The organism is Enterobacter sp. kpr-6 (assembly GCF_900116015.1).
Classification (GTDB): domain Bacteria; phylum Pseudomonadota; class Gammaproteobacteria; order Enterobacterales; family Enterobacteriaceae; genus Enterobacter_D.
This window is the reverse complement of sequence record NZ_FOYH01000003.1, coordinates 254,742-278,908: the sequence shown is the minus strand read 5'-3', so window position 1 is coordinate 278,908 and position 24,167 is coordinate 254,742. Positions and strand designations below refer to the sequence as shown.

Annotated in this window: 21 protein-coding genes; 7 read left to right on the top strand and 14 right to left on the bottom strand. The window is 54.3% G+C overall.

What is annotated here, in order from left to right:
* Positions 1-418: 418 nt before the first annotated feature.
* Together BM373_RS10280 and manA are read right to left on the bottom strand one after the other, a co-directional pair.
* Positions 419-1,951, bottom strand: coding sequence for a YdgA family protein (locus BM373_RS10280; protein WP_090461613.1), 1,533 nt, complete (start codon positions 1,949-1,951; stop codon positions 419-421).
* Between the two features lie 96 nt (positions 1,952-2,047).
* A complete protein-coding gene (gene manA, locus BM373_RS10275; RefSeq protein WP_090461341.1) occupies positions 2,048-3,226 on the bottom strand; it encodes a mannose-6-phosphate isomerase in 1,179 nt (392 codons plus the stop codon).
* Between the two features lie 194 nt (positions 3,227-3,420).
* Between manA and fumA the strand changes: the two genes are divergently transcribed.
* Together fumA and fumC are read left to right on the top strand one after the other, a co-directional pair.
* Positions 3,421-5,067, top strand: a complete 1,647-nt coding sequence (gene fumA, locus BM373_RS10270; protein WP_090461340.1) for a class I fumarate hydratase FumA — start codon at positions 3,421-3,423, stop codon at positions 5,065-5,067.
* Between the two features lie 131 nt (positions 5,068-5,198).
* A complete protein-coding gene (fumC, locus tag BM373_RS10265; RefSeq protein ID WP_090461339.1) occupies positions 5,199-6,602 on the top strand; it encodes a class II fumarate hydratase in 1,404 nt (467 codons plus the stop codon).
* On the opposite strand, the gene tus is transcribed toward fumC, so the two are convergent.
* The 3 genes from tus to rstA all read right to left on the bottom strand — a co-directional run bounded on the left by tus (position 6,599) and on the right by rstA (position 9,661).
* The gene (gene tus, locus BM373_RS10260; RefSeq protein ID WP_090461338.1) at positions 6,599-7,528 is read right to left on the bottom strand and encodes a DNA replication terminus site-binding protein; all 930 of its coding nucleotides are present in this window, start codon (positions 7,526-7,528) and stop codon (positions 6,599-6,601) included. The genes fumC and tus overlap by 4 nt on opposite strands.
* Before the next feature lie 115 nt (positions 7,529-7,643).
* The gene (gene rstB / locus BM373_RS10255; protein WP_090461337.1) at positions 7,644-8,939 is read right to left on the bottom strand and encodes a two-component system sensor histidine kinase RstB; all 1,296 of its coding nucleotides are present in this window, start codon (positions 8,937-8,939) and stop codon (positions 7,644-7,646) included.
* Entirely contained in the window at positions 8,936-9,661 is a 726-nt protein-coding gene (rstA, locus tag BM373_RS10250) for a two-component system response regulator RstA (RefSeq protein WP_090461612.1), read from the bottom strand. Before rstA ends, rstB begins: the two co-directional genes overlap by 4 nt.
* Positions 9,662-9,788: 127 nt before the next feature.
* Between rstA and BM373_RS10245 the strand changes: the two genes are divergently transcribed.
* On the top strand, positions 9,789-10,124 hold the full coding sequence (locus BM373_RS10245) for a GlpM family protein (protein ID WP_090461336.1): 336 nt from the start codon (positions 9,789-9,791) through the stop codon (positions 10,122-10,124).
* Here BM373_RS10245 and folM read toward each other — a convergent pair.
* The 3 genes from folM to ydgH all read right to left on the bottom strand — a co-directional run bounded on the left by folM (position 10,121) and on the right by ydgH (position 13,387).
* Positions 10,121-10,843, bottom strand: coding sequence for a dihydromonapterin reductase (gene folM / locus BM373_RS10240; protein WP_090461335.1), 723 nt, complete (start codon positions 10,841-10,843; stop codon positions 10,121-10,123). The two genes, BM373_RS10245 and folM, sit on opposite strands and share 4 nt — an antisense overlap.
* Positions 10,844-10,881: 38 nt before the next feature.
* Positions 10,882-12,264, bottom strand: coding sequence for an amino acid permease (locus BM373_RS10235; RefSeq protein WP_090461334.1), 1,383 nt, complete (start codon positions 12,262-12,264; stop codon positions 10,882-10,884).
* 178 nt (positions 12,265-12,442) lie between these two features.
* A complete protein-coding gene (ydgH, locus tag BM373_RS10225) occupies positions 12,443-13,387 on the bottom strand; it encodes a DUF1471 family protein YdgH (RefSeq protein ID WP_090461332.1) in 945 nt (314 codons plus the stop codon).
* A gap of 524 nt (positions 13,388-13,911) precedes the next feature.
* Here ydgH and pntA point away from each other — a divergent pair.
* A complete protein-coding gene (pntA, locus tag BM373_RS10220) occupies positions 13,912-15,441 on the top strand; it encodes a Re/Si-specific NAD(P)(+) transhydrogenase subunit alpha (protein WP_090461331.1) in 1,530 nt (509 codons plus the stop codon).
* A gap of 10 nt (positions 15,442-15,451) precedes the next feature.
* On the top strand, positions 15,452-16,840 hold the full coding sequence (gene pntB / locus BM373_RS10215; protein ID WP_090461330.1) for a Re/Si-specific NAD(P)(+) transhydrogenase subunit beta: 1,389 nt from the start codon (positions 15,452-15,454) through the stop codon (positions 16,838-16,840).
* Between the two features lie 55 nt (positions 16,841-16,895).
* On the opposite strand, the gene uspE is transcribed toward pntB, so the two are convergent.
* The 3 genes from uspE to ogt all read right to left on the bottom strand — a co-directional run bounded on the left by uspE (position 16,896) and on the right by ogt (position 19,450).
* Positions 16,896-17,843: a universal stress protein UspE gene (gene uspE / locus BM373_RS10210; RefSeq protein ID WP_090461329.1), complete on the bottom strand. Its 948-nt coding sequence runs from the start codon at positions 17,841-17,843 to the stop codon at positions 16,896-16,898.
* Between the two features lie 144 nt (positions 17,844-17,987).
* On the bottom strand, positions 17,988-18,740 hold the full coding sequence (gene fnr, locus BM373_RS10205; RefSeq protein ID WP_143102652.1) for a fumarate/nitrate reduction transcriptional regulator Fnr: 753 nt from the start codon (positions 18,738-18,740) through the stop codon (positions 17,988-17,990).
* 194 nt (positions 18,741-18,934) lie between these two features.
* Positions 18,935-19,450, bottom strand: a complete 516-nt coding sequence (gene ogt, locus BM373_RS10200; RefSeq protein ID WP_090461327.1) for a methylated-DNA--[protein]-cysteine S-methyltransferase — start codon at positions 19,448-19,450, stop codon at positions 18,935-18,937.
* Positions 19,451-20,059: 609 nt separating this feature from the next.
* Here ogt and smrA point away from each other — a divergent pair.
* Positions 20,060-20,623, top strand: coding sequence for a DNA endonuclease SmrA (smrA, locus tag BM373_RS10195; protein ID WP_090461326.1), 564 nt, complete (start codon positions 20,060-20,062; stop codon positions 20,621-20,623).
* Positions 20,624-20,898: 275 nt separating this feature from the next.
* On the opposite strand, the gene map is transcribed toward smrA, so the two are convergent.
* Entirely contained in the window at positions 20,899-21,684 is a 786-nt protein-coding gene (map, locus tag BM373_RS10190; RefSeq protein WP_090461325.1) for a type I methionyl aminopeptidase, read from the bottom strand.
* A complete protein-coding gene (locus BM373_RS10185; protein WP_090461611.1) occupies positions 21,681-21,914 on the bottom strand; it encodes a ParD-like family protein in 234 nt (77 codons plus the stop codon). Before BM373_RS10185 ends, map begins: the two co-directional genes overlap by 4 nt.
* A 178-nt stretch (positions 21,915-22,092) precedes the next feature.
* On the opposite strand from BM373_RS10185, the gene BM373_RS10180 reads away from it, so the two are divergent.
* Positions 22,093-22,278, top strand: a complete 186-nt coding sequence (locus tag BM373_RS10180) for a DUF1272 domain-containing protein (RefSeq protein ID WP_090461324.1) — start codon at positions 22,093-22,095, stop codon at positions 22,276-22,278.
* 50 nt (positions 22,279-22,328) lie between these two features.
* On the opposite strand, the gene BM373_RS10175 is transcribed toward BM373_RS10180, so the two are convergent.
* Positions 22,329-24,167 carry a glycoside hydrolase family 15 protein gene (locus BM373_RS10175; RefSeq protein WP_090461323.1) on the bottom strand — a complete coding sequence of 613 codons (1,839 nt, stop codon included), beginning with the start codon at positions 24,165-24,167 and terminating at the stop codon, positions 22,329-22,331.

Below are 24,167 nucleotides of genomic sequence, written 5' to 3'. Positions count from 1 at the left end.
CAGTCTCCCGGAGGCATAAACAACACAAACCAGTAATGAGTCAATTACGGAGGCTTTAGCCCATGCTGTAAAATGAGTAAATAAATCTCAGGACAAAAATATGGCGATATTACTATGTCAATAAAAGTAAACTTATTAATTTTCGTTAAGTATAGTGGGCGGGATAACTTTTACCAGTGGGGCAACCGTGCTATTCACGCTATTAAGCTAACACTTACGTGTAATGGGAAATAGATTTTCTCGAAGTGACTGTATTCTAATAATAAGCACATAAAGTGCGATTCATAAAAATAATACCGTTAGGTTTAAAATAAAAAGTCAATCACCTGAATTAATGAGATCTTTTAAAAAAATGATTTTATAAAATGAATAACGCAGCGGGAGAAAAAAAGCCCCTCATGATGAGGGGCTTAGGCGATTACTGCTGCGGTACCGCTGCCGGCGGCGCGGTTTGCGGAACCGGTGCCGGGGTCGGGATACCGAGATCCGGCATACCAAACATGCCGACAAACTCTTCCAGCGTCATTTTTTGCCCGTTCAGAGTGACCTGACCATTGGCGTATTGCAGGCTGGTGGCAATCACGTTGTTATCCAGCGTAGTGATACGGAACATCTGGCCCATGGCCGCCATGCCTTTCACCTGCTGATTGGCCAGCTTCGCCGCATCCGCTTCCTGATAGCCTTCGAGCTTCGCCACCTGCGTCATCAGTTCCGTCGCCATATCGACCGGGATCGTCAGTTTGCTGTCGATGGACTTGATGCTGCGATCCACTTCCTGCGACAGGGTCTGCGCTTCACCGGTGGCCGTAGCCGGATCTTTTAAGAATAGCGACATGTTAAACGCCGATTCGCCTTTGCTGTTTTTCCAGCTCAGCGGCGCAATGGTGATCACCGGCTCGCCTTTCAGCAACAGCGGCAGGGAAGAGAAGAACGCTTCGGTCGCGCCTTGCTGATACAGCTCCGGGTTCTTCATCACTTCAGGCTGCGCCATCAGCGCTTTGGTCTTCTCGCTGTACTGCTGGCTGAACTGGTGCCAGGCCTGGCCGTCAATCTGACCGACTTTCAGCGTCAGCTTCCCGCTGCCCATGTGCTGATTCTGGATTTTCAGGCTGTCCAGGGTGTAATCGATCTGGCTGTTAACGGTTTTATTGTCTGGGGCTACGTCAGTTTTCGCCGTCAGATTCATCCCTTCCAGCACCGCGATCTCTTTGCTTTCAATGGCGATAGCCAGTTTATCCAGAGACGCTTTCTGGCTGCCGATGCGCTCGTTAAAGCTGGCGCGCTTGCTGGAACCTTCGCTTTTGAGGTTATTAAAGGTCAGTTGCACGCGTTGACCGTATTCGTTAACCGCGTCGATCAGGCCGCTCTGCGCTTCACCGCTAAGAGAGACTTCGTTGCCGTCTTTGTCTGCGCTCAGCACAAATTCGCCGCCGCTGAAGGCCACTTTTTCGCCCTCGTTGTCATAGTTGAGGGGGTTTAAAGAGATGCTGGATTGCGTATCGCCGCCGTAACCAATACGGGAGTTAATCTCCACCGGCGTTTCGCCTTTCGCCATATCGAACAGCGGTTTAGAGACATCGTTATTGACCACGGTGGTCTTCACGGAAGCCATCGCCGGAACGAGGTTGAAAGTTTTAAGCTGTGCAAACGGGAAGGGGCCGTGATCGACCGTCTCGTTTAAGACCACGCTCTGGCCCGGTTTCAGCCAGACATTTTCCGCGCTGGTGGGTTTAACAACCAGTTGCAGGTGGCTTTTAAAAATGCCGCGCAGGTAATTTTGATAAGCCAGCTCCACGCCCGCTTCCGGCGCAGAGTTCTTAAGTTCGACGTTAGCCTGTTTCACCATGTCGGCAAGACGGCCTTCGAGCTGTTTCCCGGTGTACCAGGCGGCACCCGTCCAGACTACGCCCAGAGCAACAATGACTCCTGCAGCGACCAGCGTTTTTTTCATCATGATTATCCCTAAAATAAAACCAGGCGGGAAATGCCGCCTGGACGATCGTAAAGTCTTGCTAAGATTAGCAATACCATCAGGTTACGTCAGTAGTTAGCCGATCTTATTATAGACTCTTGCCAGCCGACCCACGCCGCTAATCTGCACCGGAGATTCACCTGCACTGATAAACGCCGATTCACCCGGTTTAAGCACCAGGCGCTCGTCGCCTTTGCTTAACAGCGCTTCACCTTCGACGCAGAACAGAATGGCGGCGCTCTGCTGTGCCAGATCGCTTTCCGTCACCGACAGGTCGTGCAGCGAGAAGGCAAAATCATCGACCGGGATCGGGAAGTCCAGCGCGTTGCCCCGTTTGACCGGTTGAGTGAGTAATTCATCCGCCGGTTTCGGCGTGAATTTGACGTTGGCGACCAGTTCAGGAATATCGATGTATTTAGGCGTCAGCCCGGCGCGCAGCACGTTGTCGGAGTTGGCCATCACTTCCAGCGCCACACCCTTGAGATAGGCGTGGGGCGTTTCCGCAAACAGGAACATCGCTTCGCCTGGATTCAGTTTCACCACGTTAAGCAGCAGCGGGGAGAAAAGACCGCTGTCGTCCGGGTAAAATTCGGCAATCACGCGAATGGTTTCCCACGGTTCGCCCTGCTGTTTCGCCAGCGCCGCCTTCAGCACCGCCAGCGCATGGGATTTTTCGTCACCCTGCATATTGAGCAGGCTGGCAAACAGTTCGCTCAGACGCTCCGCACCCGGCTGTTCTAAAAAGTGTGCAATCGCCTGATGCGCACCCGCGACCGGTTGCAGCAGCGACACGATATCGGTGAATTCACGGAAGGCGTTCATCGCCAGGAAGGGCGTCAGCGCGAACACCAGTTCAGGCTTATGGTTGGGATCTTTATAGTTACGTTCGGCGGCATCAAGCGGAATGCCCGCCGCATTTTCTTTAGCAAAGCCGAGTTCAGAAGCCTGTTTATTCGGATGCACCTGAATCGACAGCGGCTGATCCGCGCACAGCACTTTAAACAGGAACGGCAGTTCGCCAAAACGCTCTGCCACCGCCGCGCCTAAAAGCGCAGTTTTATCCTCGTCGATGACCTCGCGCAGCACCCGGAGCTGACCCGCAGCATCCTGGACTTTTGAGCTGCTCTTCGGGTGCGCGCCCATCCACAATTCCGCCATCGGCAGGTTATCGGGGTTAGCCACACCATAGAGATCCGTTAACGCAGTTTTACTTCCCCAGGCATAGTTCTGCACTGAGTTGATGAGTTTTTGCATTATCAAGCCCTGTATTTTCAATAAAGTCTGGCGGTATTAAACCAACAAACTGCACGGAAGTAACCTGCGCAATTAAAAAGTCGTACTAGTCTCAGTTTTTGTTAAAAAATTGTGTAGGATAAGGCCACTACTTATAAAACAGGGCAATGGACTGTTGCCCGGACGCAACTTTCTGAGCAGTGAGTGAGAGCGCTATGTCGAACAAACCTTTCCAGTACCAGGATCCCTTCCCGCTTAATAAAGACCAGACCGAATACTACCTCCTGAGCCGCGATCATGTTTCCGTCAGCGAATTTGAGGGTCAGAGCATCCTCAAAGTCGATCCGCAGGCGCTGACGCTGCTGGCACAACACGCATTCCATGACGCTTCCTTTATGCTGCGCCCGGCGCACCAGCAACAGGTGGCGGATATTCTGGCTGACCCGGAGGCCAGCGAGAACGACAAATATGTTGCCCTGCAATTCCTGCGCAATTCCGAAATCGCCGCGAAGGGGATTTTACCGACCTGCCAGGATACCGGCACCGCCATCATCATGGGCAAGAAAGGCCAGCGCGTCTGGACCGGCGGCGGCGATGAAGCCGCGCTCGCCAGAGGCGTCTATAACACCTATATCGAAGATAACCTGCGCTATTCGCAAAACGCGGCACTGGATATGTATAAAGAAGTGAATACCGGCACCAACCTGCCGGCGCAAATCGACCTTTACAGCGTGGATGGCGACGAATACAAATTCCTGTGCATCGCCAAAGGCGGCGGTTCGGCGAACAAAACCTATCTCTATCAGGAAACCAAAGCGCTGCTGACGCCGGGGCGTCTGAAGGATTATCTGGTCGATAAAATGCGTACCCTGGGAACGGCGGCCTGTCCGCCTTACCACATCGCGTTTGTGATCGGCGGGACGTCTGCGGAAGCGACGCTGAAAACCGTAAAACTGGCTTCAACTAAATACTATGACGAGCTGCCCACCGTCGGGAACGAGCACGGCCAGGCGTTCCGCGATATCCAGCTTGAAGAAGAACTGCTGCGTGCCGCTCAGGATCTGGGCCTGGGCGCGCAGTTTGGCGGCAAATATTTCGCCCACGACATTCGCGTGGTGCGTCTGCCTCGTCACGGCGCGTCCTGCCCGGTGGGGATGGGCGTCTCGTGCTCGGCTGACCGCAACATCAAAGCCAAAATCAACCGTGACGGCGTGTGGATTGAGAAGCTGGAAAACAATCCAGGGAAATACATTCCGCCCGCGCTGCGCCAGGCCGGAGAAGGGGAAGCCGTGAAGGTTAACCTCGATCGCCCGATGGCGGAGATTTTGCAGCAGCTTTCGCAGTACCCGGTCTCCACGCGCCTGTCGCTCTCCGGGACCATTATCGTGGCGCGCGACATCGCCCATGCCAAACTGAAAGAGCGCATGGACAGCGGCGAAGGTTTGCCGCAGTACGTGAAGGATCATCCGATCTATTACGCAGGCCCCGCCAAAACGCCGGAAGGGTACGCCTCCGGTTCGCTCGGCCCGACCACCGCCGGGCGCATGGATTCCTACGTCGATCAGCTACAGTCGCAGGGCGGCAGTATGATCATGCTGGCGAAGGGCAACCGCAGCAAACAGGTCACTGACGCCTGCCATAAACACGGCGGCTTCTATTTAGGCAGCATCGGCGGCCCGGCAGCGGTACTGGCGCAAAGCAGCATCAAGAGCCTGGAGTGCGTGGAATACCCGGAACTGGGCATGGAAGCGATCTGGAAAATCGAAGTGGAAGATTTCCCGGCCTTTATTCTGGTGGACGACAAAGGTAACGACTTCTTCTCACAGATCCAGTCCTCCGCCTGCGCGCGCTGCGTCAAATAATCTTAAGCCGCCCTTCGGGGCGGTTTTTTTGCATCAATTTCTTATAACCCCAAAACATCGTTAATACTTAACACTGCGTTTGCAGGTGAGCACTGTCGACATCTTTGGTACACCCACTTCAAGGAGAAAGTATGACTTCGCATCGCAGTGAGAAAGACTCGATGGGCGCAATCGACGTCCCGGCAGATAAACTCTGGGGCGCGCAAACGCAGCGCTCGCTGGAGCATTTCCGCATCTCAACCGAAAAAATGCCGCTCTCGCTTATCCGGGCGCTGGCGTTAACCAAGCGCGCGGCCGCAAAAGTGAATCAGGATTTGGATCTGCTCTCCGCTGAAAAAGCGCAGGCAATCATCGCGGCGGCAGATGAAGTGCTGGCGGGCAAGCACCCGGACGAGTTCCCGCTGGCGGTCTGGCAGACCGGTTCGGGCACCCAGAGCAACATGAACATGAACGAAGTGCTGGCCAATCGTGCTAGTGAGTTGCTCGGCGGCGAACGGGGCATGGCGCGTAAAGTGCACCCCAACGACGACGTGAACAAAAGCCAGAGCTCCAATGACGTCTTCCCGACCGCCATGCACGTGGCGGCGATCATGGCAGTGGAAGAGCATCTGATCCCCGAACTGAACGAGCTGAAAACCACGCTGCGGGAAAAATCCCGCGCCTTTGCGGACATCGTCAAAATTGGTCGCACCCATTTGCAGGACGCCACGCCGCTGACGCTGGGGCAGGAGATCTCCGGCTGGGTGGCGATGCTGGAACATAACGTTAAGCACATCGAGCAGAGTCTGCCGCATCTGTGCGAGCTGGCGCTGGGCGGAACGGCGGTGGGGACCGGGCTGAACACCCATCCTGAATATGCGCATCGCGTGGCGGCGGAACTGGCGCAGATCACCGGGCAGCCGTTTGTCACCGCCCCCAATAAATTCGAAGCGCTCGCCACCTGTGATGCGCTGGTGCATACCCACGGGGCCCTGAAAGGACTGGCGGCGTCGCTGATGAAAATCGCCAACGACGTGCGCTGGCTGGCATCCGGCCCGCGCTGTGGGATCGGGGAAATCGCGATCCCTGAAAATGAGCCGGGCAGTTCCATCATGCCGGGCAAAGTGAACCCGACGCAGTGTGAAGCGATGACCATGCTCTGCTGTCAGGTGATGGGCAATGATGTGGCGATCAATATGGGCGGCGCGTCCGGTAACTTCGAACTGAACGTCTACCGTCCGATGGTGATCCATAACTTCCTGCAATCAGTGCGACTGCTGGCGGACGGGATGGAGAGCTTCAACGAGCATTGCGCGACGGGCATTGAGCCAAATCGTGAGCGCATCGATCAGCTACTGAACGAGTCGCTGATGCTGGTGACGGCGCTCAATACCCATATTGGTTACGACAAAGCGGCGGAGATTGCCAAAAAAGCGCATAAAGAAGGGCTGACGCTGAAAGCCTCAGCCCTGGCGCTGGGTTATCTCACCGACGAGGAGTTTGACCGCTGGGTGCGCCCGGAAACCATGGTCGGCAGCATGACCACCGAGCGCTAATCCGCCAGATACAGGTGCAGTCGCGGGATCATCAGGGTCAGCGGCTGCGCCTGCGGTTTATAACGATGCTGGATATTCTCCGCATCGTAATTCAGTAACTCACCAATATCCGGCACGTTTGCGCCGTGCCCGGCAGAAATCAGCGCCACCAGCGGCCCAGGACAGGCGTGCTGCACCTGTTTCTGGGAGCCGGAATACCACACGCGGGCAATCGGCTGGACCTTCACCGGGCGTTTAATCTTCAGCCGCGCCTTTTGCGGCAGGGCGGCAATATCGTTGTATTCCTGAGTTACGCGGGCGTGCCACTGCTCGCGCGTCCAGGGCGCGACCGAACGGGGCGATTTCAGGCTTTTTTCCAGTTGCGCCAGCACCTCGTCGCGGGTCAGATTTTTGATGATATGTTTATTCGCCCAACCGAAGCGCAGCGTGGCCGGGTTGCGAAGGGTGGTGATTGTGCGGTAGGCGTTAAGCGTGATCAACCCCGGCAGATGGCGGTGCACCCACTCAAAACGGGCGGCAGAGGGCAGGCCAGACTCGACCGTGATAATGCGCTCGAAGGTTGTTTTCAGCGTATTGATGGTGTTAATCCGCGATTCCAGCGCTTCACGAATCTCATCCGTGACCTCAAGGCAAATCACGCCGGGCAAACGCACCGCCGCTTTGCTGCTGCGGTTTTCCGACTGCTGCTGGATAAAAAGATGGGTGAAGTGGCGAAGTGCCCGTTCTGCCGCCTGCTTGCCGATGTGCTGCTTCACCTCAATAAGCGTTAACTCATCGTGCTCGCGGCCTTTCGGCACTTCGGGGAGTTCGAACACGCGCCCGGCCAGCAGACGGCAGGCGGTTACTTCCTCTTTCAGCGCGGCCAGTTCGTGCTCAAGCTGGCGAAACGTGGTGGTGAAGCGTTCAATAAGATCATAACTGGCCATTAGCGCCTCCATAGTTACAACATACTCAAGGTATAACACAGGTGACGCACGCAGGCCAGGTCGACAGGGTCAGCTTTGCAGGCCCGGTGAGCGCCAGGCCACCGGGCAAGCCAGTTCACACCGGGGCAGGGAGTTGCTGCACTACCGGCCAGCGGAAGCAAAACTGCGCGCCACCTGTCCGGCTGGCGTCGCAGCTTACTTCGCCACCCATCGCCAGCGCGATAGAGTGCACAATCGCCAGCCCCAGACCGCAGCCGCCGGTGGCACGGTCACGGCTGGGATCGAGACGAACAAAAGGTTCAAACACCCGCACGCGTTCTTCCGGCGCGATGCCTGGCCCGTCATCTTCCACCATAAGCAGGGCGTCTGCGCCTTCGCGTTTCAGCGTCACCGCAACCTGATTCTCGCTGTAGCGCAGCGCATTGTTCACCAGGTTATCCAGCACCCGCTCCATCAGGCGGATATCCAGTGCGCCATATTCGGCACCGTCATCGGCGTTCAATACGATCTGGCGCTGTGGGTTGAGCGCACGCACATCCGCCATCAGTCCTGCCAGCCATGCCGGGAGATCGGGCAGTGTCAGCCGTAATTCATTTTGCGGGCGGTCGAGGCGGGCGTAAGTCAGCAGTTCTTCAATCAGCCCTTCCAGTTGGCCGATATCACGATTGAGCATCTGCCGTTCGCTGTCAGCGAGGTTATCGCTCATCTCCAGCCGATAGCGTAATCGCACCAGCGGGGTACGCAGTTCATGGGCTATTCCGTCGATCAGCTGCTTTTTACTGGCAATCAGCGTGTTGATATTGTCGGCCATCTGGTTAAACGCCACGCCGAGGCGCTCAAAACTGGAACCGCTGTCAAAATGAATGCGCTCGGTAAGATGCCCGTCGCCAAAACGCAGCGCGGCGGATTCAATTCTCAGCATCTCCTGCCAGTGCGGGCGCATCCAGATAAATACCGGGAAGGCGAGGGAAATGGCGATAAACACCAGCAGCATAATGTCCAGAATGCGCATTTCATGCAGATAAAACAGATAGGGCACCGGACCAACCGCCAGCACATAGTTGCTGCGCGGAATACGCTGGATAAAGGTGTATTCCTCATCCAGGGCCACGATGTCGCCTTTGCGCAGCCGTTCGGCGGTGGAGGCATCAAGGTCGAATTTATTCAGCGGCTCAATACGCATATCAAATGACAGATTCAAATCCATCTCTTTGAGCGTCTTGCTCCACTTATGGGGCGGGATCTCGCGCAGCTCGCTGCGAATTAAATACAGCGAGCTTTTCATCAGGTCGTCAAGCGACTGGCGGCCCGCGCGCTCTGCGGTGAATTTATAGACCAGCCCGACCAGCATGGTCATCACCAGAAAACAGACAAACAGCAGCAAATAGAACTGGACGAACAGCTTTTTCATAATGACACCGGCGATTCCCACGCGTGGGGCGCGAACAAATAGCCTTTATTACGCACGGTCTTAATGCGGTAAGGTTCGGTGGCATTATCCAGCAGTTTTTTGCGCAGCCGGGAAATGGCCACGTCCACGCTGCGATCCAGACCGTCGTAGCTCACGCCGCGTAAATTTTTCAGCAGCGCATCCCGATCCATAATCTGCCCCGCATGGGTCGCCAGCTCCCAAAGCAAATCAAAATCAGCGGTGGAGAGGGTGATCTCCGTCTGGGCCAGCATTACCTGACGATTCACCGGATCGATAGAAAGCGTGCCGAAGCGCAGGGTGTTGTGTGGGGTTAGCGGAGTATTCTGGAGCGTCGTACTTCCGGCGCGCTGGCGCAAATGCAGTCGCAGGCGGGCAAGCAGCACGGCGGGCGGGGTGGTTTTAAGGATGTAATCGCTGGCCCCCATTTCCAGGGACAGGATATGGTTCATGTCGCTGTCAAGCGAGGTCAGCAGCACAATAGGGCCCTGAAATTGCCCGCGCAGATCGCGGCATAGTGTCATGCCGTCTTTGCCGGGCAGCATGATATCCAGTAGCACCAGTTCCGGGTTTTCGCGCAAAATGACGTCCTGCGCGCAGTCGCCGCGTGGCTCAACAATCACCTCAATATCGTGTTTACCAAGGTATTTTGCGATCAGCTCGCCGACGTCCGGGTCGTCTTCAACATAAACGATCTTATTCATATAACTTATGCAGTAGCCAAAAGCGCCAACATACACCGCCTGACGGCAACCTTCCATTAATCTTTCATAAACGACAGCGCTTCCGTTATGCTGCGCATTATTGTTGAGGAAGTGTTAAGGCATATTCATGGGACTGGTGTTTAAAGCGGCGCTGGGTGCGCTGGTGGTGGTATTGATTGCGCTGTTATCACGAACAAAAAATTACTATATCGCCGGGCTGATCCCGTTATTTCCGACCTTTGCGCTGCTTGCGCATTACATCGTCGCCACAGAGCGCGGGATGGACGCGCTGCGCACCACCATCGTGTTTGGCATGTGGTCGATCATTCCCTACTTTCTTTATTTGCTTTCGCTGTGGTATTTCACCGGCTTTTTGAAATTACCTTTGGCGCTGGGCGGGGCGGTGGTGTGCTGGAGCCTCAGCGCCTGGGTAATAATTTACTGCTGGAGCCGCTGGCATTAACGCAGCGGACGCCCGCCATCAACGGCGTAGCTGCGGCCTGTCACGTAGCAACTGGTGAGCAGATAATCGACCAGATCGATCATCTCTTTTTCACCCGGCGCGATTTTCATCAGCGATTTATTCAGCGCCTTGTGGCGATACTCAGCGTCATCTTCTTCGTTAAATAAAATCATCGACGGGGCAATGGCATTGACTTTTACCTCCGGGGCCAGTTTGCGGGCAAAGGAGCGCGTCATATTATCCAGCGCCGCTTTACTCGCCGCGTAAGCGATATGTTTATCGCTGCCGCGTTCCACCACGTAATCCGTAAAATGAATAATGTCGGCGGCGGCATGGCCCTGACCACGCAATAAACTTTCCAGCGCGTGATTAAGCAGGTAGGGGGCGTGAACGTGTACCTGCAACATGATCCTCAGCATCTCCGGGAGCGAAGATCCAGGCTTTTCCGCCATCCAGCTACTGGCGTTATGAATAATGCCGCGCAGCCCTTTGGTGCGGGATTTCACCTCATCGGCAAACGCTAAAATACCTTCGTCGGTGCTGAAATCCGCCTGAATGCAGACGCCGCCGGCCGCTTCTAATCCGTCAATTGCCGGGTAACGGGTGCGGTAGCTAACCAGGACCGGCTGGTGCTGATTAATAAAATGATGAGCGAGCGCGAGGCCGATGCGTCGGCCTCCGCCAGTGATCAGAATAGGGTGGTGCTGGGTATTATCCATCGTTATCTCCTTAAGCCTTCAGGCGATGGGGAACATCGTTACCCCACCAACATCCACATTGCCGGAATTGCGGCGACAAGCAGACAAACAATTAACAACTTTTCATTAAAGCGCAGCAGCGTATTGTCCTGATGCGTGCGGCGTGCGTACATAAAGACCAGCAGGCCAGGCGCATACAGCACCACCGACAGCAGTAAATGCATGGGGCCGGAAGCGTAGAGCAGCCACAGACCATACAGACAGGCACCGATGCCGACTGCCCGGTGTAAAGGACGAGAGGCAATCTTCACAAGATAGGCACCGACGAGGAAATAGGGTACCAGAATCATCTCTGAAGCGATGGTTAACAGCGTATTGTAATCTGAACCTGTGAGCCAGATCAGCACCAGACAGACCTGCACGCTGGCATTGGTCAGCCACAGCGAAGCCGATGGCGCGCTGTTTTTGTTCTGTCGGGAAAAGATCCGCGGGAAGGCTTTGTAATTCGCCGCCAGCAGCGGCACTTCCGCCGCCATAATCGTCCAGCTCAGATAGGCCCCGCAGACCGAGACAATCAGCCCGGCGGCGATAATCACTTCACCCCATGAACCCATCATCTGCACCATCAGGCCCGCCATTGACGGGTTGCGCATTTGCGCCAGTTCAGGACGGGAGACAACGCCCAGCGACAGCAGGGTGACCAGCAGATAGACCGTCAGCGCGGCCATGACAGCCAGCAGCGTTGCCCGGCCGACATCGTGCTTGTTACGTGCGCGGGCAGACACCACCACCGCGCCTTCCACGCCGATAAATACCCACAGGGTAATGAGCATGGTGTTTTTCACCTGCTCCCAGACGGGAACGCCTAAATCAAGGCCGGTGAAATCGAGGCTGAATTTATCGAGATTAAAGGCCAGCGCAGCAAGGGCGATAAACAGACCCAGCGGCACCAGTTTTGCCAGCGTCGCGACAAGGTTAATGCTCGCCGCCGTCTGTACGCCGCGTAATACCAGGGCGTGAACGATCCACAGCAGGCAGGAGGCTCCGACGATAGATTGCCAGGTATTGCCATCACCAAACAGGCGCAGTTCAGGGGTGTCGGTAAAGAAACTTAACGCTGCAAAGACGATAACCAGATAAGAGACGTTGGCGATAACCGCGCAAAGCCAGTAGCCCCACGCCGAGCAGAAGCCGATCAGCTCACCAAACCCTTCGCGGGCATAGGTGAAGATCCCGCCGTCTAAATCCGGGCGCAGACGTGTGAGCAAGAGCATGGCGAAGGCGAGCAATAAAATCCCGGCCCCGGTGATCGCCCAGCCAATTAATAATGCGGCGGGGCTGGCGACTTCGGCCATATTCTGCGGCAGGCTGAATACGCCCGCACCCAACATTGAACTCAAAACGAGCGCAGTTAATGCGCTTAGGCCAAGTTTCTTTTCCATTGGCATCCTGTTATGAAATCGATCAATCCAGAATAATTATTTCGCCTGAGCGCATAAAAATGGTGGATCACACTGAGGCGCGGGATTTTACGGAGTGAAGGAAGCGCATGCAATGATGTATGGCATAAAAGAACAAAAAAATAAAAAAGGCGGCTGATGCCGCCCTGAAAGGAGCTGATTACTTGTACAAATCGGCGCTGATGGTGATGTTGCCACCGCGTTCCTGCCACTGGCGGGTAACGTGGTAGTACTTCGCGCCTTTTTTGGCAGCACGCTTCGCAACCTGATAGGAGATCTCCGTCATGTTGCCGTAGTTGCCGGTGAACTTCACGCTGTCGAAAGGAACCATCTGCGCAGCGGTGATTTTATTCACTTCTTCTACTTTCGTCCCGTCCGGCAGCGTGACAGTGTAACGACCACCTTTTGATGACTGGGTTTCAAAGAAACGGCCTACGGAGGCGCTTGGTGCGGAGCTGGTCGCCACGCCTGGGATTTCAACTTTCTTCGCTTCTTCACCGCCTTTGGCGATCAGCGCGCGGCCCGCTTCGGAGTCAGCTGGCACCGCATCCGGGCTTTGCAGCACGCGTTTTTTCGCATCAGCTTTATAGACGTAAGCGGTGATGATCTGGTTGCCGCCGCCGTTAGCATCAACCTGGCGCACAATATAGAAAGCGTCAGCGTTTTTAGCTTTGGCTTCTTTGGTGATGGCGCTGTTTGCTTCCGGCTGGCTGCGGTAGAAACCACGCACGGTCACGGTATCAAACGGCTCAAGTTCAACGGCCTGGCTTTTGGTCAGTTCTTTGACGCCGTTAATCACACGATTGGTTGGTGCATCGGCTTTCGGCGCATCGGATTTATACAGGTCGGCCACAACGCGGGAGTTGCCGCTGTTGCCGTGGTCGGCGGTATCCACCACGTAAAATGCATCGGCACCGGCTTTATCGGCACGGGATGAAACGGCGTTCACGACATCGCTAATAGCATTAAAGCGACCCGTGAGCGTAATACGTTCAAAGGGTTTTACCGCTGCCGCTTGCTCCGGCGTCAATTCTGTCGCTGCATTTACAGACAGAGCAGTCGCAGAAAGGAGTGCTGACGCCAGGAGGGTGTTCTTAAGCTTCATAAAAATAATCCTTCGCCTTGCGCAAACCAGATACTGGTAATGAGGTTGACTAAATCGCTGCTGATTATTGCATTTAAACGTTGTAACTGTCTGCGTCATTTTTTGCTCACTGTGCTACCGGTAGTGAAAGGTACGATAACAAAGGGTGATATGTTGAAAAAACAGACGCTTGACCCGCTAAACCGATAAACGTTATGACTTTTATAAGTTAATTGCTTGTTAAATTAATGATCTCATCAGGCGCTATATCATGTTTTGACTCCGGGCTGCGGCGGAATATCGGGTGTCTGCCAGGATTTAAGGCAAATATCACTATTAGCGCGTGCGGTTACTTAATTTTCCGCAATTAAATCAGAAATACTGATTTGCCACGGTAGATCACAGGCGTAATTTTCAGTAGGTTATAGAAAGTTTGTTACTGTTTTATTTTTCCAGCGTTTACAGTGCGCGGCCTTAATGAGTGGCGCACAGAAGCATTGGGGAAACTGACAAACCATCATCTAAAACCGATGGAAGGGAAAACTATGCGTATTGGTATACCAAAAGAACGGTTGGCCAATGAAACCCGCGTTGCTGCCACGCCGAAAACGGTTGAGCAACTGCTGAAATTGGGTTTCACCGTCGCCGTTGAGAGCGGCGCAGGCAAGCTGGCAAGTTTCGATGACGAGGCGTTTACCCATGCTGGCGCAGACGTCGTCACCGGGAATGACGTCTGGCAATCTGACGTGATCCTCAAGGTGAATGCACCGGATGACGACGAAATCGCGTTATTAAATCCAGGGACCACATTAATCAGCTTTATCTGGCCCGCGCAGAATGCAGCGCTGCTGGAGAAACTGGCGGCGCGCAATGTCACCATTATGGCGATGGACTCCGTACCGCGTATTTCGCGTGCGCAGTCGCTGGACGCCTTAAGCTCAATGGCTAACATCGCCGGTTATCGCGCTATCGTTGAAGCCGCTCATGAATTTGGTCGCTTCTTTACCGGGCAAATCACCGCCGCCGGTAAAGTGCCACCGGCGAAAGTGATGGTGATTGGCGCAGGTGTCGCCGGGCTTGCTGCCATCGGCGCGGCAAACAGCCTCGGGGCGATTGTCCGTGCTTTCGACACCCGCCCGGAAGTCAAAGAACAAGTGCAAAGTATGGGCGCTGAATTCCTCGAACTCGATTTTGAAGAGGAAGCGGGCAGCGGCGATGGCTATGCCAAAGTGATGTCACCGGCCTTTATCAAAGCCGAAATGGAACTCTTCGCCGCGCAGGCAAAAGAGGTCGATATCATCGTCACAACGGCGCTAATCCCCGGCAAACCAGCGCCAACACTGATTACCCGCGAAATGGTCGATTCCATGCAGCCGGGCAGTGTGATTGTCGATCTGGCCGCACAAAACGGCGGCAACTGTGAATACACCGTCGCCAATGAAGTAGTGACCACCCCGAACGGCGTGAAAGTGATCGGCTACACCGATTTACCGGGCCGCCTGCCAACGCAGTCCTCGCAGCTTTATGGCACCAACCTCGTCAATCTGCTCAAACTTCTGTGCAAAGAGAAAGATGGCAATGTGGTGGTGGATTTTGACGATGTCGTGGTGCGCGGTGTTACCGTGATCCGTGACGGCGAAGTCACCTGGCCGGCTCCGCCGATTCAGGTTTCCGCTCAGCCTCAGGCGGCTGCGAAAGCGGCCCCGGAGCCTGTCGAACCGGCAGCCCCGGCTTCTCCATGGCGTAAATACGCGCTAATGGCACTGGCCATTATCCTCTTCGGCTGGCTGGCAGATGTGGCACCGAAAGAGTTCCTCGGCCACTTTACCGTTTTCGCGCTCGCCTGTGTGGTGGGCTACTACGTGGTCTGGAATGTGTCGCACGCGCTGCATACCCCGCTGATGTCCGTTACCAACGCGATTTCAGGGATCATCGTGGTCGGCGCGTTACTGCAAATTGGGCACGGCGGTTGGGTCAGTTTCCTGAGCTTCATTGCGGTACTGATCGCCAGTATTAATATTTTTGGTGGTTTCACCGTCACTCAGCGCATGCTGAAAATGTTCCGGAAGAACTAAGGGGTAACATATGTCTGGAGGATTAGTTACAGCTGCATACATTGTTGCCGCGATCCTGTTTATTTTCAGTCTGGCCGGGTTGTCAAAACATGAAACCTCGCAGATGGGTAACCGCTTCGGCGTCGCGGGTATGGCGATTGCGTTAATCGCGACCATCTTCGGGCCGGATACCGGCAACGTGGTGTGGATCATTGTCGCCATGGTGATTGGTGGCGCGATTGGTATTCACCTGGCGAAAAAGGTCGAGATGACTGAAATGCCGGAGCTGGTGGCAATTCTGCACAGCTTCGTCGGTCTGGCGGCGGTGCTGGTGGGCTTCAACAGCTATCTGCATCACGATGTGGGCATGGAACCGGTGCTGGTGAATATTCACCTGACGGAAGTGTTCCTTGGGATCTTTATCGGTGCCGTGACCTTTACCGGGTCGGTTGTAGCCTTCGGTAAACTGCGCGGTAAGATCTCGTCTAAACCGCTGATGCTGCCGAATCGCCATAAAATGAACCTGGCGGCGCTGGTGGTTTCTTTCCTGCTGCTGTTGATGTTTGTGCGTACCGAAAGCGTGGGCGTTCAGGTACTGGCGCTGCTGGTGATGACCGTTATCGCGCTGGCCTTCGGCTGGCATCTGGTGGCCTCTATCGGCGGTGCAGATATGCCGGTGGTGGTGTCGATGCTGAACTCCTATTCCGGTTGGGCAGCGGCGGCGGCGGGCTTTATGCTCAGCAACGACCTGCTGATCGTCACCGGTGCGCTGGTGGGCTCGAGCGGTGCGATCCTCTCTTACATCATGTGTAAGGCGATGAACCGCTCCTTTTTCAGCGTGATTGCTGGCGGCTTTGGTACTGACGGCTCCTCCACGGGCAGCGATGAAGAAGTGGGCGAGCACCGTGAAATCAGCGCTGAAGAGACTGCCGATATGCTGAAAAATTCGCACTCGGTCATTATCACCCCAGGCTATGGGATGGCGGTGGCACAGGCGCAGTATCCGGTAGCGGATATCACGGAGAAGCTGCGCGCGCGTGGCATCAAAGTGCGCTTTGGTATCCACCCTGTTGCCGGGCGTTTGCCGGGTCACATGAACGTACTGCTGGCGGAAGCGAAAGTGCCGTACGACATCGTGCTGGAAATGGATGAGATCAATGACGATTTCAGCGACACCGACACGGTGCTGGTCATCGGTGCGAACGACACCGTTAACCCGGCGGCGCTCGACGATCCGAAGAGTCCGATTGCCGGTATGCCAGTGCTGGAAGTGTGGAAAGCGCAGAACGTGATTGTCTTCAAACGTTCCATGAATACCGGCTATGCCGGGGTGCAGAACCCGCTGTTCTTTAAAGAGAACACCCATATGCTGTTTGGTGATGCCAAAGCCAGCGTGGATGCGATTCTGAAAGCACTGTAAGCGTGATGTGAAATGAAAAAGCCGCTCAGAGAGCGGCTTTTTTTATGGACGGCGGTTAATCATCTTCGTCGTCGAGTTCAACGGGTGTCTGAAACTGATCGGGTTTGAGCACCAGCAAATCGCAGCGCAAATGGTCGATAACCTGTTCTGCGGTATTACCGAGGAACGCGGCGGAGATGCCCGTGCGTCCAACGGTGCCTAATACCACAACCCCTGCCTGTAAATGCTCGGCGAGGTCGGGGATCACCTCTTCAGGCAGACCTTTCTCGACGTGAGTGCGTTTTTCATCGATGCCATATTTCTGGCGCAGCGTCTTCATGGCGAGTAGGTGCTGGCCGCGAATCGCGTCGTTATAAACGCTCGGGTCAAACTCCGGCAGTTCAATCGCAATGTTAATCGGCGTCACCGGATACGCGCCGACCAGATGCACTTCAGTGTGGTTAACCTGTTCAGCAAGATGAATGGTTTCTTTGACCAGCTTGTCATTGAGCGCATTGTGATACGGCTCTTCGCTCGCAAGATTCACCGCCACCAGCGCTTTGCCGCCTTCCGGCCACGGCTGGTCTTTTACCATCCACACCGGGCAGGGACACTTACGCAGCAGATGCCAGTCGGTCGGCGTGAAAATCACAGATTCCAGCTTGTCGTGCTGGTGGGTCATCTTCAGCACTAAATCGTGCTTGTCGGCTAAAACTTCCTGGATGATGGCTTCGAAAGGACGGTTGTGCCAGACCACTTTGATGTCGATGGGCACACCTGAATCGATGTAGAACTGTGCCTGCTCGCGGATCCATGCGCTCCGTTGGCTGATTACGCCCTGACGCATCGCTGTACGCTCGTCCGGGGAGAGAAGGGTAGTCATCTCATAAGAAAAATCATAGATCGGCAGAAAGGCTTTGATTCGGCCACCAATCCGTTGATGCAAATAAACAGCGCGTCGCAAGGCGGGTTGATCGTCCTGATTAGGATCGATAGCGACCAGCATATTTTGATATTTGGCCATACAGGGTCTCCTTACATCTGTCACCACAGTCTGTAACTAAAAGATAACCCATATGCGAAGAATGAAACAGGGGAGAACCTCTGCCAGATCAACAAATCAGAAAAATTTGTCGTCCGGCAAAGGTCTTAAAACAGGAGGGAATAATCAGGCAACGTTGCGGGAGTGCCCGGCCAGCACCGACAACGCATCACCATTTTCGATAGTGATATATTTGCCTTTCACCGCCAGCATACCGCTTTTCTGGAAACGACCGAGCAGACGGCTGATCGTCTCAACAGTCAGACCAAGATAGTTACCGATGTCGCCGCGCGTCATGGTTAAACGGAACTCACGCGGAGAGAAACCACGCTGAGCAAAACGACGCGACAGGTTATAAATAAACGCCGCCAGACGCTCTTCCGCGTTTTTCTTCGACAGCAGCAGGATCATGTCCTGGTCGCCTTTGATCTCGCCGCTCATCAGACGCATCATTTGCTGGCGCAGATTAGGCATTTTGCCAGAGAGATCGTCGAGAGTTTCAAACGGGATTTCGCAGACCATGGATGTTTCAAGCGCCTGTGCGAAGCTCGGGTGATGGCCCGTGCCGATAGCGTCGAAACCGACCAGATCGCCGGCCAGATGGAAACCGGTAATTTGCTCGTCACCCTGTTCAGTGATGGTGTAGCTTTTGATAGTGCCTGAACGGATAGCGTAGAGCGATTTCAGCTCATCCCCCGCTTTAAACAGCGTCTGACCTTTCTGAATCGGCTTTTTACGCTCGATGATGTTATCAAGCTGATCAAGCTCATGCTCATTCAGGGTAAACGGGATGCAAAGCTGGCTGATACTGCAATCCTGGCAGTGGATAGCGCAACCGCCAGATTGAATGCGTCGTATAATTCGCTTTTCCGGGATCATAGGTTCACTCAGGCCATAATTGATATTGGTCAATTTTAACATCTTTTTGCTTAACGTGTAAGCCTGCCATAGACCCAAACCGGGATTATTGGAAACTTCGGGCACAGAGATTTTCTAACTTATTGATATTCCACAATGACAATGCGGATTTTTAGGCTAATCGTTACTGGAAACGCACAAAAGGGCCTGTTTTCTCACAATAAAAAATAGCCTTCGTGACGCAGCAACCACTCTTTACGGGCGACGCCGCCCGCGTAACCGGTGAGCAAACCGTTGCTGCCGATCACCCGATGGCACGGCACCACGATACTCACCGGATTGGATCCGTTGGCCGCCCCGACAGCCCGCGCGGCACCCGCGCGATTGAGCGCTCCGGCAAGCTGGCCATAAAACATCACCTGACCACAGGGAATGCTACGCAACATTTTCCATACTTCGCGCTGGAAAGGCGTACCGGCAGTCTCCGTGGGTAAATCCTCAATCACGCCCAGATCGCCATCGAAATAATCGCGCAGTTTTTGACTCAATCCGCCCGGATTAGTGGCGCTGATGCGCTGGTAACCCGTCGTGCGGTAATGGATCGCCAGAAGCTGCTCCATGCGGTCGCTGTGTTCTTCCCATTCTACGGCGCGCAGGCGGTATTGCTCATCGCAGAGCACCCACAGTGGGCCAAGAGGGGTGGTGATTTTATCTTCGAGGAGAGTCAGCATGGGTGTCCTTTTACGTGCTTTCACGTGAGTCGCGGTGTGCCGCTAATTTATCACGCTAATCCTTTATGCTCTATACCCCGAAATGGAGTAATAAACGGAGAATATAACAATTTAAAACGGAAGAAATAATGAGATTAAAATAGCGTAAAATCGCCATCGAAACGTTTGTCTGGGAAATTAAATGGAAGGGTATTGATTAAAAGCGGGAGTATAATGTGCGGGCTAATCAAAAAAACAGAGCCTGCCGACATCCGCCAGGCTCCAGAGTACACACAGCAGTGCATCCTTACTTATTCCCACAATGGTCGTCCCTGAGGGGGTTAATTAAGTTATAGCAGCTAATTTATATAATTCCAACAAAATGAACAGTTGTTTTAATAAGATTTTTCTTAGCTGGAAAAATATATTATACGTTTTCAGGGTTATTTAAGCCGGAGTTAACGCGCCTCACAAATATACTTAAATATTTATGTGGTTAATTTGTGATCAAAATTATAACGTCACTAAAACGTTTCTAACGCCTTAAGGATTGACCCAAAGCCCATTGAGACTCCTCTCGCAGGTGGTTATAGTTAACCTCACGCTGTCAGATATCGCCGGAGAATTGACATGAACCTTGACGACAAATCACTTTTCCTTGACGCCATGGAGGATGTCCAGCCCCTGAAACGCTGCACCGAGGTCCACTGGCAGCCCGCCCGCCAGAAGCGTGCACCGCAGCGCCCGGACTTACTGCAACTGGATAATTTCCTGACAACAGGTTTTCTCGACGTCGTCCCGCTTACCACGCCCCTTGATTTTAAACGTGAAGGTCTGCAAAGCGGCGTGACTGACAAACTCCGGCTTGGAAAGTACAGCCAGCAGGCGAGCCTGAATCTGCTCCGCCAGCCTATTGAACAGTGCCGCCAGATGCTGTTTACCTTCATGCATCAGGCGGTTAAGGATAATCTGCGTAATGTGCTCATTATTCATGGCAAAGGGCGGGATGATAATGCCCATGCCAATATCGTGCGCAGTTATCTTGCCCGCTGGCTCACTGAATTTGAGGATGTCCAGGCATTTTGTACTGCGCTGCCGCATCATGGGGGCAGCGGGGCTTGTTATGTGGCATTACGCAAATCCGCGCAGGCAAAAATGGACAACTGGGAACGCCACGCTAAACGCAGTCGTTAATTAAATGCGCGTTAAGAGAATATATTTTGCAAATAATTGCGCAGACAGCCGGTAAATGTACCGGCTGTTTTGCTATTAATGTGCGCGCCGTCCGTAGCAGGATCGAAAATTTCCCCCGCCAGGCTTGCTGGATATTTATTTGTATGGGTCATTTTGAAAATGCAAGGCGGCGGAATTAAATTAATCTGACTTGCTGCCTTAATCACAGTTTCGGCATTTTATAAAAGTCGCGAGAACACCCCTTTATATAAAGAGGTGTAGAGGATATAGATTGCTCAGATAGCCGGATATTCCCCGGTGCCTTCAGGCCATGGCGTCAGCAGGTCAAAGCCATCTTCCGTTACCGCAACGGTGTGTTCAAACTGCGCGGAGAGAGAACGATCTTTGGTCACCACCGTCCAGCCATCTGACAGCACGCTGGTGGCTGCTTTACCGGCATTAATCATCGGCTCGATAGTAAAAATCATCCCCGGTTTCAGCACCAGCCCGGTGCCGGGTTTACCGTAATGCAGAATTTGCGGGTCCGCATGGTAAGTCTGCCCGACGCCGTGCCCGCAATATTCGCGCACCACGGAGAATCCCGCGTCTTCGGCCACCTGCTGGATCGCCGCGCCGATGTCGCCGAGTGTCGCGCCAGGACGCACCGCATTGATGCCTGCCACCATCGACTGATAGGTAATATCCACCAGTCTTTTTGCCCGGATGGTCGGCTCGCCGACAAAATACATCCGGCTGGTGTCGCCGTACCAGCCATCTTTAATAATGGCGACGTCGATGTTGATGATATCGCCGTTTTTCAGCCGCTTATCAGCCGGAATACCGTGGCATACCACATGATTCACCGACGTGCAGACGGTGCGGGTATAGCCCTGATAACCGATATTCGCCGGGATCACCTTCAGTTCATTGACAATAAAATCGTGGCACAGCTTATCGAGTTCGTCGGTGGTCACGCCCGCCTTAACGTGGGGTTTGATCATCTCCAGCACGCGGGCTGCCGTCTGGCCTGCCGCGCGCGCCAGCTCGATTTCTTCCTGAGAGTGCAGCTTAATATCGCTCATTCTGTCAGTTCCTCTTTTTGACGGGCGAGTTTATCTATTTCAGCGCCGCCGGCAGACTCGGTCTGGATCAGCAGACGCATTAAATCCTGATGCGTTAAGTGGGGGTAAACCTCGGCCAGCATGCCGATTTTCAGCCAGTGCTCAGCCTGCGAGTTAATTGAGCGGCTCATGGCATTGCTGGCAAGACGCAAATTCTCATGCATCAGGTCGGATATTTTTACGATGCCCATATTGTTACCGTGAATATTGATGATACGAAACATATATGAAATGTATAATAGCATGGCAATCGTGCACACCGAAAGAGGGGAGTAAAAAAGGCTGAAAGTGACGCACTGTTGGCGTTAAACGGTCTTACAGGTGTCAGCGGGTTCCGGTATTCTCAGGAAAACGACACAGGAGATGAGTATGCTGGAGATGAAAACGACATGTGAGCGCTGCCATCAGGCGCTTCCACACGATGCGCACGCGATGATTTGTTCATATGAATGCACATTTTGCCCGCCCTGCGCGGAACAGTCGCTCCACGGCAAATGCCCCAACTGTAACGGTGAGCTGGTGAAAAGACCGACGCGAATGAAAAAAGAGGCCTGATGCGAGCGTCCGGCGGGGCAGGCTTAACCGGCCTGCGCCGCCGGGGGATATTACCTGTGCCAGGGCGTATCGCCTTTTTCCCGGTTACGCGACAGCGCATCGGCGGCACAAATTAACGACAGATGGCTTAACCCTTGCGGTACATTCCCGCGCCATTCGCCGGTTCTGACATCAAACATTTCATTGAACGTCTCGACATTACCCTTATCGCACAGGCATTCGAGGATCTGATCCATATAGGCGGTGGCTTTTTCCTGCTCACCCAGCCGCGCCCAGGCTTCCACCAGCCAGAAAGCACAGGCCACAAAAGTGCTCTCCTCATGCTCCACGTCGCTGTAGCGATAGAGCATCGGCGTCCCGTGACCTAATTCTTCGACCAGCATTTCGTAGGTGGAGATCATCCGCTGCGGATCGACTTTCATACCGTAATACCACACCAGACCCAGCGACGCGTCGAGCCTGTCCGTACCGGCATAGAAGCTGTACGCCTGTTTTTTTTCCGACCAGCAGTGGCTTTCGATCCAGTCGCGAATGCGATCTTTTTCGCGGCTCCAGCGCTCAACCCAGGTGGTTTCGATATGCCCGTCTTTCGCCAGTTTTTCGGCGATATCCAGCGTGATCCAGCAGGCCATTTTGGAATGGGTGTAATGCTCGCGTTCAGGAAGTTCCCAGATGCCGGAGTCATCCTGACGCCAGGAGTCGGCGCACTCATTAGCCAGCCTCGCCAGCAGGCGCGAGGTAGTGAGATCGAGAACGTGTCCGGCGTGAACAAAGAGCAGGGCGGTGTCGAGCATATCGCCAAACATACTGAGCTGTTGCTGGCTTTGCGCGTTGTTGCCGATGCGCACCGGTTTGGAGCCTTTATAGCCTTCCAGCGGCAGATAGGTTTCATCCGGCACCACTTCGCCGTCGAGGGTATAGCAGGCCCGCAGTTTTCCCTGATGGCGCACAATGGTATGTGTCAGCCAGGAAAACGCCGCTTTACACTCCTCCAGCGCGCCGATAAAAGCAAAAGCACGAATAATCAGGCAGGCGTCGCGGATCCAGGCATAGCGGTAATCATAATTTTTCTCGCCGCCAATGCCTTCCGGCAGCGAGGTGGTCGGTGCCGCCGCCAGCGCCCCGGTCGGGGAGTAGAGCAAAAATTTGAGTGCCAGCGCGGAGCGTTTAACGTGCTCAGGGAACAGCCCGTCGTAGCTCAGATCCTGGGTCCACATCTCCCACATCTGATGACTGATCTCAATGCGCTCATCGATTTTCTCAATCGGCGGCACGGCCAACGGTTCTTTATCGCTCACCAGCAGGGCGATCATGCTGCGCGACCCGGCATGAACGGTAAACGAGGCTTCAATCACATCGTCATCGGAGCGGGTAAAATCGATGTCTTCCGTGGTGTGCAGCATCGCCATCAAATCGCCGATATGAATGACCTTGCCAATGCGTGAATCGGCCAGCCACGGAGAGCGGGTGCAGGCGGCAGAGCCGGGCATAAAGGTCATTTTCAGTTTGACCTCGCCTTCCAGCCCCTCAACGCGACGGGCCAGCTCGCACCAGGGCAGACGCCCGGCGTGGTTGCTGTTCAGGGACTCGGTGAATCTGACTTTGCCGGACGCCGTTTCATAACAGGTTTCCAGCACATTGCTGTTATCGCGGTACTTGCGGTGGACGCAGTAGTCGCCCTCCGGTTCAATCTGAAAATAGCCCCCGGCTTTGGCATCGAGAATGCGATCGAACAGTGGCGGGGAATCCATATTTGGGGCACACCACCAGTCGATCGCGCCATCCGGCGCAATCAGCGCAACGGAACGTCCATCACCAATAGCGGCGTAATCCCCCAAACCGGCGTAGCCATCAATGCGCGCATGTCGGGGAAAAGACTGGTTTTTCAT

Coding starts and splice junctions, on each gene's coding strand:
- BM373_RS10280 (WP_090461613.1), bottom strand. CDS start 1,951: ATGAAAAAAACGCTGGTCGCTGCAGGAGTCATTGTTGCTCTGGGCGTA.
- manA (WP_090461341.1), bottom strand. CDS start 3,226: ATGCAAAAACTCATCAACTCAGTGCAGAACTATGCCTGGGGAAGTAAA.
- fumA (WP_090461340.1), top strand. CDS start 3,421: ATGTCGAACAAACCTTTCCAGTACCAGGATCCCTTCCCGCTTAATAAA.
- fumC (WP_090461339.1), top strand. CDS start 5,199: ATGACTTCGCATCGCAGTGAGAAAGACTCGATGGGCGCAATCGACGTC.
- tus (WP_090461338.1), bottom strand. CDS start 7,528: ATGGCCAGTTATGATCTTATTGAACGCTTCACCACCACGTTTCGCCAG.
- rstB (WP_090461337.1), bottom strand. CDS start 8,939: ATGAAAAAGCTGTTCGTCCAGTTCTATTTGCTGCTGTTTGTCTGTTTT.
- rstA (WP_090461612.1), bottom strand. CDS start 9,661: ATGAATAAGATCGTTTATGTTGAAGACGACCCGGACGTCGGCGAGCTG.
- BM373_RS10245 (WP_090461336.1), top strand. CDS start 9,789: ATGGGACTGGTGTTTAAAGCGGCGCTGGGTGCGCTGGTGGTGGTATTG.
- folM (WP_090461335.1), bottom strand. CDS start 10,843: ATGGATAATACCCAGCACCACCCTATTCTGATCACTGGCGGAGGCCGA.
- BM373_RS10235 (WP_090461334.1), bottom strand. CDS start 12,264: ATGGAAAAGAAACTTGGCCTAAGCGCATTAACTGCGCTCGTTTTGAGT.
- ydgH (WP_090461332.1), bottom strand. CDS start 13,387: ATGAAGCTTAAGAACACCCTCCTGGCGTCAGCACTCCTTTCTGCGACT.
- pntA (WP_090461331.1), top strand. CDS start 13,912: ATGCGTATTGGTATACCAAAAGAACGGTTGGCCAATGAAACCCGCGTT.
- pntB (WP_090461330.1), top strand. CDS start 15,452: ATGTCTGGAGGATTAGTTACAGCTGCATACATTGTTGCCGCGATCCTG.
- uspE (WP_090461329.1), bottom strand. CDS start 17,843: ATGGCCAAATATCAAAATATGCTGGTCGCTATCGATCCTAATCAGGAC.
- fnr (WP_143102652.1), bottom strand. CDS start 18,740: ATGATCCCGGAAAAGCGAATTATACGACGCATTCAATCTGGCGGTTGC.
- ogt (WP_090461327.1), bottom strand. CDS start 19,450: ATGCTGACTCTCCTCGAAGATAAAATCACCACCCCTCTTGGCCCACTG.
- smrA (WP_090461326.1), top strand. CDS start 20,060: ATGAACCTTGACGACAAATCACTTTTCCTTGACGCCATGGAGGATGTC.
- map (WP_090461325.1), bottom strand. CDS start 21,684: ATGAGCGATATTAAGCTGCACTCTCAGGAAGAAATCGAGCTGGCGCGC.
- BM373_RS10185 (WP_090461611.1), bottom strand. CDS start 21,914: ATGGGCATCGTAAAAATATCCGACCTGATGCATGAGAATTTGCGTCTT.
- BM373_RS10180 (WP_090461324.1), top strand. CDS start 22,093: ATGCTGGAGATGAAAACGACATGTGAGCGCTGCCATCAGGCGCTTCCA.
- BM373_RS10175 (WP_090461323.1), bottom strand. CDS start 24,167: ATGAAAAACCAGTCTTTTCCCCGACATGCGCGCATTGATGGCTACGCC.